The sequence below is a fragment of the Kitasatospora sp. NPDC001660 genome, from assembly GCF_053596725.1.
On the sequence record NZ_JBSFGU010000012.1, the window covers coordinates 1 to 12,108 of the forward strand.

Genomic DNA, 12,108 nt, shown 5'->3' on the forward strand with positions numbered 1-12,108 from the left:
GCCGCCCGCTTCCGCCCTGCTCGTCCGTGCCGTTCCTCGGGCGGGGCCCGTCCGACTGGGAGCAGTGATTCGTTTGCGTTCGCCGCCACTTGCAAGCCCTCAGCCCACCCCGCACAGCCGCAGCACCGCGGTCGTCGCCGCCCCTGCCACGACGACGGCCGGAAACGGCGCGCGGCGCAGCGCGAGGACACCGGCGACCAGGACGCCCACAGGGCGGGCCCACCCGGCGAAGCCGTGCCCCTGGGTGAGCGCGCCGGTGGCGACCAGGGCGACCAGCAGGACGGCCGCAGCCACGGCCAGCAGGTGCCGCAGCCGCTGGGACAGTGCGAGCCGGTGTCCGAGCAGTGGCCCGGCAAGGCGGTAGGCGTACGTGCCTGCCGCCAGCAGCAGGACGGCGTACAGCGGCATCAACGGACTTCCTCCTCAACGGCCTCAGCGGCCTTAACGGCCTCAACGGCGCTGGGCCGACTCTCGGCGCCGACGACGCCCCCACCCCCCGCCATCCCGCCGGGCCACCCTGCGAACAGCAGCCCGACGAGCGACAGCAGTACGGGCAGCCCGGCCGGCAGGTACGGCGTCGCCGCGACCGCGACGACCGCGCCCACCGCAGCGGCAGCGCGCGTCCGGCGGTCGTCGAGCGAGGGCAGCACGAGGGCGAGCAGCACCGCCGGGAAGGCGGAGTCCAGGCCGAGCGCGTCCGTGTCGCCGATCAGCCCGCCCGCGACCGCGCCGAGCACGACGGAGACGTTCCACACCACGAACAGCGCGGTCCCGCACAGCCAGAACGCGGCCCGGCGGCGGCGCCCGTCGGACTGCCGCAGCGCGAATGCGGCGGTTTCGTCGGTGATGAGCTGAGCGCCGAACAGCCGCCGCCACCAAGGACCTTCGAGCACGTCGGCCACGGTGAAGCCGAAGGGCAGCAGGCGGGCGTTGAGCACCAGTCCGGTGGCGACGGCGGCGAGCGCGCCGCCGCCGGAGAGCACCACGCCGACGGCCGCGAACTGGGACCCGCCCGCGAAGACGACGAGGGACATGACGACCGGCACCCACACGGGCAGGCCGCCGGAGACGCTGATCGCGCCGAATGACGCGCCGACGAGGGCGTCGGCCAGGCAGACCAGAGCGATGTCACGAAGAGTGGCAGACTCCAGTGTTCGGAGGAGCGAACGCATGTCCATTAGAGTGAACGGAAGCAAGTCGTTCGTCAAGGCGAACCTTCGGACCGACACGCCGAACGGCGGGCGTGGGAACATGGGCGCGACTGAAAGGCGCAAGGGACGGCAGGAGGCGCGAGAAAGCGTGAGTGGACAGCATGAGTGACCCGACCCCCACCCGCTCCACCGGCTCCGGCACGGAGCTGATCGGCCTCATCGCCGCGTCGATCCGGCGCGAGCGCGAGCGCAGCGGCCTGTCGATGGCCGAACTGGCCCGACGGGCGGGGATCGCCAAGTCCACGCTCTCGCAGCTGGAATCGGGTGCGGGCAACCCGAGCGTGGAGACGCTCTGGGCGCTCGGCGTGGCACTGAACGTGCCGTTCAGCCGGCTGGTCGACCCGCCGCGCCCGGCGGTGCGGGTGATCCGGGCGGGCGAGGGCCCGGTCACGCACTCGGAGCGGGCCGACTACGCGGCCACCGTGCTGTCCTCCTGCCCGCCGAACGCCCGGCGCGACATCTACCGCATCGAGGCGCAGCCCGGCGAGACCCGGGCGTCCGACCCGCACATGCCCGGCACGGTCGAGCACGTGATGCTGGGCGCCGGCCGGGCGCTGGCCGGGCCGACGGAGGCCCCGGTCGAGCTGGGCCCGGGCGACTACGTGAGCTACCCGGGCGACGCCCCGCACGTGTTCCGCGCGCTCGCCCCGGACACCCTGGCGGTGATCGTCATGGAACACATCTGACGCACCGCCACGTCATCGAACCCCGTGCTGTTCCGGCTACTTCAACAGCCCGTCCAGGAAAGGGTTTCCGAACACCCGGTGCGGGTCGTGCTTGTTCAGGACGGCGACCGCCTCGTCCCAGCCGGGCCCGCCGCCGTCGCGCAGACTCGCGGGGATGGCCCGGCCGAGCATGTCCGGGTCGGCCCAGGCAGCGTCGGCGGTGTAGGCCCAGCCCTTGGACCACTCGACGCGCAGACCTGCCCGGGTGCCGTCGAAGGTACGCAGCAGCCACTGTTCGAGGTCGCGGGCGAAGCGTTCGAGGCCCGGGGTGCCGGGGAGGGCGAGGACGTCGAGCCAGACGGCGGTGTCCCATGCGGGGCGGTCCGGGCGCGGGCGCAGCGCGGAGAGCAGCGGCGGCCGGGCGCCGGGGACCCCGGCGTAGGCGGGGTCGTCCAGGCCGGTGACGCGGATCTCGACCGCGCCGTTCACCGGGAACTCTCCGCGGGCCTGGTACTCGGCGAGCAACTGCCGGTACCGGGCCGCGAATTCGCTCACGACCCACTGCAGGTCGGCGCGCTTGCAGAGGACCGCGTAGCCGTTGGCGGTGACCCTCAGGGTGGTGGGGCGGACGTACTGCAGCAGGGTGCGGGACGGGCCCCAGAGGTCGGAGCGCAGTCCGTCGGCCAGGAGGTGGGTGAGGAGGTCGCCGGTGAGCAGGTCGCGCAGCAGGCCGCCGGAGAGGAGGACGTCCGTGAGGTCGCCGGTGAGCCCCACCTTGGTGACGAGGTACTGGAGTTTGCCGAAGAGCGGGGCCAATGCCCAGGCGCCGGACACGATTTGGCCGGCGAGCCGGGCGACGGGTTCCGGAACGCTGTCCGAGAAGGGGTAGTTGTAGGGCTGGTCGACGGCACGGGCGGCGAGCGGCTTGCCCGGGGCGACGCTCCAGGTCTTGAGCCAGGGGTACTCGGTGTAGGCGAACCAGATGGCTTCGGCGCGGCCGTCGCGGTCGACGAAGTCGGCGAAGGTGCGAGGTCCGCCACCACTGAGCAGGCCGCCCAGGAGGCCGCCGCCACCGGTGTCGCCGGGGCGGGCGAAGAGCTCGCTCGCCGGGATGTCGAGGCGGCTGACGCAGCGCAACGGCCGGTCGGCGCCGGCCCGCAGGACGACCTCGGTGAGGAACGCCCGGCCGAGGTGGACCAGGAACGCGGCGCTGTCGGCCTCGGCGCGGTCGAAGGTGCGCAGGGTGTAGCGGTCGGTGACCGGGTCGAGGACGACGGCGGTGAACCGGGTGACCTGGTTGCTGACCGAGCCGTAGCCGTGCCCGTCCGGGCGGGTCTCGCCGGCGGCCGGGACGGCGGTGCCGTGGCCACCGATGGCGAGTACACCGCCGACCGTGAGCTCGCCGGGCGCCGGGCAGGCGGTGAGGCCGAGGCCCCGGCCGGCCAGGTGGGCGAGCAGGTCCTCCATGGTGGCGCCGGTCTGGACGCGGACGGTCGTCGGCGAGTCGGCGGTGATCGCGGTGAGGTGGCGGCTGGTGTCGACCAGGAGCACGCGGGCGCTGTCGGGCGTCCCGTTGGCGACGGTGAGCGGCGCCCAGGTGTGGCGGTAGCCGGTGGCGCGCAGGCGCCAGCCGCTGGCGCGCGCCCAGTCGGCGAGGGCGGGGACCTCCTCGGGGGTGCGGGGCGCGCACGTCCACAGCTGGTCGGTGCGGATCTCACCGGACCAGTTCTGGAAGACCCGCTGGTACAGCTCGGTGCCGGCGGGCAGTCCGGGCGGGACGGGCGCCGCGGCCTCGGCGCTGTCCGGGCCGACGGTGCCGCGCAGCAGCCAGGCCCCCGCGCCGAGCGCCGCCGACGCGCCGAGCATCTGCCGCCTGGTCAGGCCGCCGCCGTGGGCGCCTTCACGGGCGGTTCCTTGAGCGGCCCCGCGGCCGGCTCCTTGAACTGTTCCGTGGACGGCTCCGTGGGCGGCTGCGGACTCCGTCTCCCGCGCCGCTTCACCGTCCCGGCCGCCGTCGGCCCCGCGCCACCGTCCTGAGGTCAACCGTCCCGCCCCCCGAGTTCGTCGCCCGGGTGTCCGCCCCGGGTCCGGGCAGGAGCGTACGAAGCGGCGCACGGTCGTTTGAAGCGTTCCAGCCGCTCATTCACCCGTACGAGTGATCGCGGCGTACGCCACCACGTGGGTGCCACCACGCGAGCCGGGCGTCAGCGCGGCCCAGGCCGTCAGCGCGGCACGGCGAGGCCGTCCGGGCGGCCGGAACGCGCCTGGTGGTGTTCCCCGAGCTGTCGCTGACCGGCTACGACCTCGCCGCGCCGGCCGTCGACCCGGCGGACGCCCGCCTCGCGCCGCTGGTCACCGCCTGCGCCGAGACGGGCACCACCGCGCTGGCCGGGGCTCCTGCCGCGGACACCGACGGGCGCGAGTACATCGCAACGCTCGCGGTCACCGGCGAGGGCGCTTCCGTCGCCTACCGGAAGATGCGTCTGCACGGCGACGAGCTGAACCGTTTCGCCCCCGGGGACAAGCCGGTCGTCCTGGAGGTGGGGAGTCAGGCTCGGCCTCGCGGTCTGCGCGGACGCCGCCGACCCCACGCACGCCGAGGAGACCGCGGCGCTCGGCATCGACGCGTACGTCGCGTCCACCCTGTACAACGCCTCGGCCGAATCCGCCCCCAGCCGCGACGAGTACTTCCGGGACCGGGCCGCCGCCCACGGTGTCTGGAGCGTGCTCTCCACCAGTGCCGGGGCCAGCGGCGAATACCCGGCCACCTCGGGCGGTCCGGGCTTCTGGGCACCGGGCGGCACGCAGGTCGCCCAGGCCGGCACCGCGCCCGGCGAGCTGGTCCGCGCCGAACTGCCGTAACCCCTGGGGGTGAACGCGCGGGCCGCCGGAAATACCCGGGGTTCGCGCGCGGCTGTCGAGATCGGAGACCGTGACGGAGCCGCCGTCCCGGACCGTTCAGGAGGTGCAGCACGCGATGGGTGATCAGCGGGACCACGGACAGCGGGCCGGCCAGGGCTACCGGATCGAGCACGACTCGATGGGCGAGGTCCGCGTGCCCGCGGCCGCCAAGTGGCAGGCGCAGACGCAGCGGGCGGTGGAGAACTTCCCGGTGTCCGGGCAGCGTCTGGAGCGCGCGCACATCGCGGCGCTGGCCCGGATCAAGGCGGCGGCGGCGCGGGTGAACGCCCGGCTCGGCGTGCTGGAGGAGGAGACGGCGGCGGCCATCGCGGCGGCGGCCGAGGAGGTCGCGGAGGGCCACTGGGACTCCGAGTTCCCGGTGGACGTGTTCCAGACCGGCTCGGGCACCTCGTCCAACATGAACGCCAACGAGGTGATCGCGACCCTCGCCGCCGAGCGGCTGGGCCGGCCGGTGCACCCGAACGACCACGTCAACGCCAGCCAGTCGTCCAACGACGTCTTCCCGTCCTCGATCCACATCGCCGCCACCGCCGCCGTCACGCACGACCTGATCCCGGCGCTCGAACACCTGGCGGAGGCGCTGGAGCGCAAGGCGGCCGGGTTCGCGCGAGTGGTCAAGTCGGGCCGCACGCACCTGATGGACGCCACTCCCGTCACCCTGGGCCAGGAGTTCGGCGGCTACGCCGCCCAGGTGCGGAACGGGCGCGAGCGGCTGCTCGCGACGCTCCCCCGGGTCGCCGAACTGCCACTCGGCGGGACGGCGGTGGGCACCGGCATCAACACGCCGCCCGGCTTCCCGGCGGCCGTGATCGAGGAGGTGGCCCGCGCCACCGGGCTGCCGCTGACCGAGGCCCGCGACCACTTCGAGGCGCAGGGCGCGCGCGACGCCCTGGTCGAGCTGAGCGGCCAACTGCGCACCGTCGCGGTCGGATTCACCAAGATCGCGAACGACCTGCGGTGGATGGGCTCGGGCCCGCGCACCGGCCTCGGCGAGATCAACCTGCCGGACCTGCAGCCCGGTTCGTCGATCATGCCGGGCAAGGTGAACCCGGTGCTGCCCGAGGTGGTGCTGATGGTCGCGGCGCAGGTGGTCGGCAACGACGCGACCGTCACGCTGGCCGGCGCGAGCGGCAACTTCGAGCTGAACGTGATGCTCCCGGTCATCGCCCGCAACGTGCTGGAGTCGGTGCGGCTGCTCGCCAACAGCGCCCGGCTGCTGGCCGACCGGACGGTCGACGGCATCACCGCCAACGTCGAACGGGCCCGGGAGTACGCGGAGTCCTCACCGTCGGTGGTCACCCCGCTGAACCGGTACATCGGGTACGAGGAGGCGGCGAAGGTCGCCAAGCAGGCGCTGGCGGAGCGCAAGACCATCCGTCAGGTGGTGCTGGAGCGCGGGTACGTGGAGGAGGGGAAGCTCACGAAGGAGCAGCTCGACGAGGCGCTGGACGTACTGCGCATGACCCGCCCGTAGCGGCGGCGGTTCTGCGCGGAGCCGCGGGCCTCCATGCGCGACTGCGGGCGTGCGCCGGGGCGCGGAGGGCGGCGGACCGCCGTTCCGTGCCCCGGACACGGGCTGCGGAAGAGGTCAGCCCTTGGCGCGGCCGGCCCGGCCGAGCCGCATCGCTGCTCCGTTCGCCGTGATCGTGGCCATCGAGAGCGCCGCGAGGCCGAGCAGGAACATCACGGCGCCGGCGATGACACAGGTGACGATGTTCTTGCCCTGCGCGACCGATCCGGAGACGGCCCAGGGGGAGATGATCGTCCAGATGCCGAGCGCGGCGGCCGCCCAGGCCCTCGCGTGCGTGCGCTCGTAGGCCGACCCGTAGCCCGCCATCAGCAGGGTGTAGGCCAGACCCACGATCAGGCAGGTCACGGTGAGGGTGCTGAAGGCGGTGAAGCCGACGATCCAGGGCGACGCGGCCAGGAACAGTCCCGCCAGCACGGCCAGGGCCTCGACACCCTGGGCGCGCGGGGTCGAGGTGATCCGCTCGTAGTGTTCGCGTAGTTCGACGATGTCCGGATGGTGCTCTATGCCCATCGGGGTGTGGGTTGACACCGATACCACCTCCTGTGGTTCGGATCGTGGAAGGCGCTTGCCCCGTACCCATTCTGGCGCTTTCCAAAGGTTTTGCACCTAATAGCACGAAATGATCGATAACCATCCGATCACGGCGGTGACCTGTGTCTCACCGCTCCGGCGCGCCATTGCCTATGCAACTCGTTGCATAGCAGGATGCGGTCATGGCACTGGAGCACGCGATCCTCGTCTCACTGCTGGAGCAGCCCGGCTCCGGCTACGAGCTGGCCCGGCGCTTCGACCGCTCGATCGGCCGCTTCTGGACCGCCACCCACCAGCAGATCTACCGGGTGCTGCGGCGCATGGAGGCGAACGGCTGGATCGCCTCCGAGGAAGTCACCCAGGACGGCCGACCGGACAAGAAGGTCTACTCGGCGGCCGGACCCGGACGGGCCGCGCTCGCGAGCTGGCTGCGCGAACCGGTCGAGCCGGAGACCGTCCGGCACGAGCTCGCGGTGAAGATCCGCGCGGCCGCGTTCGACGACCCGGCCGCGCTGATCTCCGAGGTCGAGCGCCACCGCGACGGCCACGCCGCCCTGCTCACTCGCTACCTCCACGGCGAGCAGCGCGACTTCCCCGACCTCACCGCGCTCGACACCGCCCAGGAACTCCAGCACGTGGTGCTGCGCGGCGGCATCGAGTACGAGCGCATGACCCTCGCCTGGCTGGACGACGTGCTCGCCACCCTGCACCGCCTCGCCGCCGACGGCGGCGGCCCTGACGACGCGACAGGCGACGGGCGACGGGCGACGGCGGACAGATAACAACCGACAGATGACAGATAACAGAGTTTGAAATCTGTCGCCTGTCATCTGTCGTTTGTCCGCCGTCGCCCGCCCATCGCCCCCTCGCCCCACCCACTCCACACCCTCGACACCCGGGAGCCCGTGATGCTCTTCAACCCGCGTACGTACGACCCCGCGCAGTTCGACGAGCCGACCCGCCGGCTGCTGCGCGCGACCGTCGACTGGTTCGAGTCGCGCGGCAAGAAGGCGCTCATCGACACCTACATCGACCGCACCTGGTACGGCGACTTCCTCGAATTCGCCGCCAAGGAAGGCCTGTTCGCGGAGTTCCTGACCCCGTCGGCGGCCGACCCGGACAAGCGCTGGGACACCGCCCGGATCGCCGAGCTGAACGAGATCCTCGGCTTCTACGGCCTCGGCTACTGGTACACCTGGCAGGTCACCATCCTCGGCCTCGGCCCGGTGTGGCAGAGCGAGAACGAGGCTGTCCGGGCCCGCGCCGCCCGCCTCCTGGCGGAGGGGCACGTCATGGCGTTCGGCCTCTCCGAGCGCACCCACGGCGCGGACATCTACTCCACCGACATGATCCTCACCCCGGACGGCGAGGGCGGATTCACCGCGACCGGCTCCAAGTACTACATCGGCAACGGCAACGTGGCCGGCCTGGTCTCGGTGTTCGGCCGCCGCACGGATGTCGAGGGCCCCGAGGGCTACGTCTTCTTCGCCGCCGACAGCCGCCACGAGGCGTACCACCTGGTCAAGAACGTCGTGAACAGCCAGATGTACGTCAGCGAGTTCCGGCTCGACGAGTACCCGGTGCGCGCCGAGGACGTGCTGCACACCGGGCAGGCCGCGTTCGACGCCGCGCTGAACACCGTGAACGTCGGCAAGTTCAACCTGTGCACGGCCTCGGTCGGCATCTGCGAGCACGCCATGTACGAGGCGGTCACGCATGCCCACAACCGCGTCCTGTACGGCCGGAAGGTCACCGACTTCCCGCACGTGCGCCGCGAGCTGACCGACGCGTACGCCCGCCTCGTGGCGATGAAGCTGTTCAGCGCACGGGCCGTGGACTACTTCCGCACCGCCTCCCCGGAGGACCGCCGCTACCTGCTGTTCAACCCGATGACCAAGATGAAGGTCACCACCGAGGGCGAGAAGGTCATCGACCTGATGTGGGACGTCATCGCGGCCAAGGGCTTCGAGGCGGACACCTACTTCGACAAGGCGGCGAAGGACATCCGCGGCCTGCCGAAGCTGGAGGGCACCGTCCACGTCAACCTGGCGCTGATCCTCAAGTTCATGGCCAACTACCTGTTCGCCCCGACCGATTACGCGCCCGTGCCGACCCGCCTGGACGCCGCCGACGACGTCTTCCTGTTCCGCCAGGGCCCCGCCCGCGGCCTCGGCTCGATCCGCTTCCACGACTGGCGCACCGCCTACGATCGGCACGCGCACCTGCCGAACGTCGCCCGTTTCCGCGAACAGGCGGACGGCTTCTGCGAGTTGCTGCTCAAGCACGCGCCGGGCAAGGAACAGCAGGCGGACCTCGACTTCCTGCTGGAGATCGGCCAGCTCTTCGCGCTGATCGTCTACGGCCAGCTGGTGCTGGAGCAGGCCGAGTTGACCGGCCTGGAGACGGACGTGCTGGACCAGATCTTCGACGCGCTGGTCCGCGACTTCTCCGCGCACGCGACCGAGCTGCACGGCAAGGCCTCGGCGACGGAGGAGCAGGCGGCCTGGGCGCTCGCGAACCTGCGCCGGCCGGTGGCCGACGCCGAGCGGGCGGCGAAGGTCTGGGCGCGCGTCGAGGCACTGTCGGGCGCGTACGCGATGCAGCCGTAACGGCCGCACTACCCGTTGCAGCCGTAGTTCATCGGACGGCTTCGAAGGACCCCGGGGGTGCCGGTCGGCGGACCGGCACCCCCGGTTGCTCTCTTCTGGCGGCTTCCCCGGCGAGGCAGATCAACTACCAGGCGAGGCAGGTCAACCGCCAGAAGCCGACAGGGTCCAGATCGCGTGGGCGATGGCGTCGGTCATCCGACCCAGCACCGTGTCGTCGATGTTGGCGTTCGTGTCGCAGGCGGCGTGGTAGCAGGCGTCGAACGCCTGACCTGCAGTGCCGCCCCACTTGGCGGCCTGGTCGGCCGTCTTGATGTAGTCGGAGCCGCTGAACAGTCCGCCGACCCTGATCCCGGCTTCCTGGAAGGGCGCGTGGTCGGAGCGCCCGTCGCCCTCGAAGTCCTGCTCGGTGACGATGCCCCGGGCGGCGAACCAGTCGCTGAACAGGGCGTCCAGGGCGGGGTCCTGGCGATAGGTGAAGTAGCCGGGGTTGGGCGAGCCGATCATGTCGAAGTTCAGGTACGTGTCGATCGCCGAACGGTCGGTGACAGAAAGGCCGTTGACGTAGTTCCGAGAGCCGACCATGCCACAGGACGGCTGCGAGCAGGCCGGCCAGGGCTGCCGGCAGGACTGCACTGCACAGGCGGAGGTCGCGCGGGGTGCGCTCGGGCACGGGAGGCTCCAGGTTCCGGCGGGGCAGAACGGAAAGGCGGAACCTCGCGGACGCACGACGGAGTCGGGGGCTCCGGGCAGAACGAGTGGAGCGGAGTCACGATCGCGAGGTTGACGCGTTCATGAGGATCTAGCCGGGCCCCCGGACCGTCAAGGGGTGGCGCAGCGGTCGACGGGGAGCGGGAGCTCGGCATGTCGGGCCCCCTCGGTCTCCGGTGGGCTCCGGCGGCCCGCCTTCGACATCACCGCCTGCCGCCCGCTGTCCCGCCTCACGGGAACTGGGTCCCGTCCGACTCCCCCACGGGGAGCGGGACGGGCGGGCGGGCGACCGCCGACAGTCGACAGCAAACAACTGACAGAAGACAGATTTCGAAATCTGTCATCTGTCAGTTGTTAGTTGTTCATCCGCCCCACACCGCCCACCCGACGTACGGTGGAACTCGGAGGCTGCGCGATGCACGTCACCGGAACCCACTTCACCGACCGCACCGACGCGGGCCGACGGCTGGCCGCCCGCCTGGGGCACCTGGGCGGCCCCGGCACGGTCGTGGTCGCCCTGCCACGCGGCGGGGTGCCCGTGGCCGCGCAGGTCTCGACGGCGCTCGGCGCGCCCCTGGACATCTGCGTGATCCGCAAGCTCGGCGTGCCCTACCAGCCCGAGCTCGGCATGGGCGCGATCGGCGAGGACGGCGTCCGGGTGCTGAACGACCAGGTGATGCGCCTCGGCGGGATCACCGCCGACCAATTGGCCGACGTGGAGCGGCACGAGCGCGCCGAGCTGGAGCGCCGCGCCCGCCGCTACCGGGGCGACCGCCCGCCCGCCGACCTGCGCGGCCGGACCGTCATCGTCGTCGACGACGGCATCGCCACCGGCTCCACCGCCCGCGCCGCCTGCCGGATCGTCCGCGCCCGCGGCGCCGCCCGCGTGGTGCTCGCCGTCCCCGTGGCGCCCCGAGACTGGACCGAGCGCCTGACCGACGTCGCCGACGAGCTGGTCTGCGTCGCCACCCCGTCCCCGTTCTTCGCGATCGGCGAGTTCTACGACGACTTCTCCCAGACCGGCGACGACGAGGTCCTGAGCCTGCTGGCCAGGGCCCGCGGCGAGCACCCGTCCGCGCCCGTCGCCGTCGACCGCGAGGTGGAGCTCCCCGCCGGCGGCGTCCGCCTGGCCGGCCACCTGACCGTCCCCGCCGGCGCGCGCGGCATCGTCGTCTTCGCGCACGGCAGCGGCAGCAGCCGCCACAGCCCCCGCAACCGGCACGTCGCCCGCCACCTCAACCGGACCGGCCTGGCCACGCTGCTGTTCGACCTGCTCACCGAGGACGAGGAGCCGGACCGCCGCAAGGTGTTCGATGTCGACCTGCTCGGCTCCCGCCTGACCGCCGTCGCCGAGCGGTTGCCCGCCCTCGACGCGACCCTCGCACTCCCCCTCGGCCTCTTCGGCGCGAGCACGGGCGCCGCCGCCGCACTGCACACCGCCGCCGCCCTCGGGCCCGCCGTCGGCGCCGTGGTGTCCCGCGGGGGCCGCCCCGATCTGGCCGGGCCGGACGCGCTGGGCCGGGTCACCGCTCCCACGCTGCTCATCGTCGGGGCCCTCGACGGCATCGTGATCGACCTCAACCGGCAGGCGCGGGCCCGGCTGCGCTGCGAGAGTGAACTCGCGGTGGTCCCCCACGCGGGCCACCTGTTCGAGGAGCCGGGCACGTTGGACCGGGTCGCGGAGCTGGCCGGGGACTGGTTCCGGCACCGTCTCCACACACCGAGCGACCCTTCCGAGCCGGTTACGCAGACTTCGTGAATCGGCCCCGTTCAGCAGCGCATATTGCGCAGCTGGACGCGGGATTTTCTGATCAGCTTGTACACATTGAACAGTGAAAAACCGACCTGTTGCCCAACCTTCCGGACAGGAGCAAGCTCTCCGCTCAGCCGCACCGCCACCCCCATCAGCGGCGCGGCCGCCTTCAAGCGGC

At 72.3% G+C, this 12,108-nt stretch carries 11 protein-coding genes and 2 pseudogenes; 7 read left to right on the plus strand and 6 right to left on the minus strand.

Annotated features, from left to right (window positions below; translation table 11 throughout):
• Positions 1-99: 99 nt before the first annotated feature.
• Positions 100-408 (minus strand): AzlD domain-containing protein, encoded by a 309-nt coding sequence (locus ACWCXH_RS15420; RefSeq protein WP_449801928.1) that lies wholly within the window; start codon positions 406-408, stop codon positions 100-102.
• Positions 408-1,172 (minus strand): AzlC family ABC transporter permease, encoded by a 765-nt coding sequence (locus tag ACWCXH_RS15425; RefSeq protein WP_449801929.1) that lies wholly within the window; start codon positions 1,170-1,172, stop codon positions 408-410. Before ACWCXH_RS15425 ends, ACWCXH_RS15420 begins: the two co-directional genes overlap by 1 nt.
• 140 nt (positions 1,173-1,312) lie before the next feature.
• Here ACWCXH_RS15425 and ACWCXH_RS15430 point away from each other — a divergent pair, with 140 nt between their 5' ends.
• Positions 1,313-1,897 carry a helix-turn-helix domain-containing protein gene (locus ACWCXH_RS15430; RefSeq protein ID WP_449801930.1) on the plus strand — a complete coding sequence of 195 codons (585 nt, stop codon included), beginning with the start codon at positions 1,313-1,315 and terminating at the stop codon, positions 1,895-1,897.
• Between the two features lie 36 nt (positions 1,898-1,933).
• On the opposite strand, the gene ACWCXH_RS15435 is transcribed toward ACWCXH_RS15430, so the two are convergent.
• Entirely contained in the window at positions 1,934-3,742 is a 1,809-nt protein-coding gene (locus ACWCXH_RS15435; RefSeq protein WP_449801931.1) for a cholesterol oxidase substrate-binding domain-containing protein, read from the minus strand.
• A 404-nt stretch (positions 3,743-4,146) separates the two neighbouring features.
• Between ACWCXH_RS15435 and ACWCXH_RS15440 the strand changes: the two are divergent.
• From ACWCXH_RS15440 to ACWCXH_RS15450, 3 genes and pseudogenes are all read left to right on the plus strand, one after another.
• Positions 4,147-4,311: pseudogene (locus ACWCXH_RS15440) on the plus strand (hypothetical protein); the annotation flags it as partial.
• Positions 4,312-4,600: 289 nt separating this feature from the next.
• Positions 4,601-4,738, plus strand: coding sequence for a hypothetical protein (locus tag ACWCXH_RS15445; RefSeq protein WP_449802101.1), 138 nt, complete (start codon positions 4,601-4,603; stop codon positions 4,736-4,738).
• Between the two features lie 115 nt (positions 4,739-4,853).
• Positions 4,854-6,272, plus strand: a complete 1,419-nt coding sequence (locus tag ACWCXH_RS15450; RefSeq protein ID WP_449801932.1) for a class II fumarate hydratase — start codon at positions 4,854-4,856, stop codon at positions 6,270-6,272.
• Positions 6,273-6,386: 114 nt separating this feature from the next.
• Here the strand turns inward: ACWCXH_RS15450 and ACWCXH_RS15455 are convergent, their stop codons facing one another.
• Positions 6,387-6,857 (minus strand): SPW repeat protein, encoded by a 471-nt coding sequence (locus tag ACWCXH_RS15455; RefSeq protein WP_449801933.1) that lies wholly within the window; start codon positions 6,855-6,857, stop codon positions 6,387-6,389.
• 185 nt (positions 6,858-7,042) lie between these two features.
• On the opposite strand from ACWCXH_RS15455, the gene ACWCXH_RS15460 reads away from it, so the two are divergent.
• The gene (locus tag ACWCXH_RS15460; protein WP_449801934.1) at positions 7,043-7,642 is read left to right on the plus strand and encodes a PadR family transcriptional regulator; all 600 of its coding nucleotides are present in this window, start codon (positions 7,043-7,045) and stop codon (positions 7,640-7,642) included.
• Positions 7,643-7,768: 126 nt separating this feature from the next.
• The gene (locus tag ACWCXH_RS15465) at positions 7,769-9,469 is read left to right on the plus strand and encodes an acyl-CoA dehydrogenase family protein (RefSeq protein ID WP_449801935.1); all 1,701 of its coding nucleotides are present in this window, start codon (positions 7,769-7,771) and stop codon (positions 9,467-9,469) included.
• Positions 9,470-9,610: 141 nt separating this feature from the next.
• Here the strand turns inward: ACWCXH_RS15465 and ACWCXH_RS15470 are convergent.
• Positions 9,611-10,054: pseudogene (locus ACWCXH_RS15470) on the minus strand (M28 family peptidase); the annotation flags it as partial.
• A 538-nt stretch (positions 10,055-10,592) separates the two neighbouring features.
• On the opposite strand from ACWCXH_RS15470, the gene ACWCXH_RS15475 reads away from it, so the two are divergent.
• Positions 10,593-11,936 carry a phosphoribosyltransferase family protein gene (locus ACWCXH_RS15475; protein ID WP_449801936.1) on the plus strand — a complete coding sequence of 448 codons (1,344 nt, stop codon included), beginning with the start codon at positions 10,593-10,595 and terminating at the stop codon, positions 11,934-11,936.
• An 11-nt stretch (positions 11,937-11,947) separates the two neighbouring features.
• On the opposite strand, the gene ACWCXH_RS15480 is transcribed toward ACWCXH_RS15475, so the two are convergent.
• Positions 11,948-12,103 carry a hypothetical protein gene (locus ACWCXH_RS15480; protein WP_449801937.1) on the minus strand — a complete coding sequence of 52 codons (156 nt, stop codon included), beginning with the start codon at positions 12,101-12,103 and terminating at the stop codon, positions 11,948-11,950.
• Positions 12,104-12,108 lie beyond the last annotated feature (5 nt).

Coding starts and splice junctions, on each gene's coding strand:
- ACWCXH_RS15435 (WP_449801931.1), bottom strand. CDS start 3,742: ATGCTCGGCGCGTCGGCGGCGCTCGGCGCGGGGGCCTGGCTGCTGCGC.
- ACWCXH_RS15460 (WP_449801934.1), top strand. CDS start 7,043: ATGGCACTGGAGCACGCGATCCTCGTCTCACTGCTGGAGCAGCCCGGC.
- ACWCXH_RS15430 (WP_449801930.1), top strand. CDS start 1,313: ATGAGTGACCCGACCCCCACCCGCTCCACCGGCTCCGGCACGGAGCTG.
- ACWCXH_RS15420 (WP_449801928.1), bottom strand. CDS start 408: ATGCCGCTGTACGCCGTCCTGCTGCTGGCGGCAGGCACGTACGCCTAC.
- ACWCXH_RS15475 (WP_449801936.1), top strand. CDS start 10,593: ATGCACGTCACCGGAACCCACTTCACCGACCGCACCGACGCGGGCCGA.
- ACWCXH_RS15425 (WP_449801929.1), bottom strand. CDS start 1,172: ATGCGTTCGCTCCTCCGAACACTGGAGTCTGCCACTCTTCGTGACATC.
- ACWCXH_RS15450 (WP_449801932.1), top strand. CDS start 4,854: ATGGGTGATCAGCGGGACCACGGACAGCGGGCCGGCCAGGGCTACCGG.
- ACWCXH_RS15465 (WP_449801935.1), top strand. CDS start 7,769: ATGCTCTTCAACCCGCGTACGTACGACCCCGCGCAGTTCGACGAGCCG.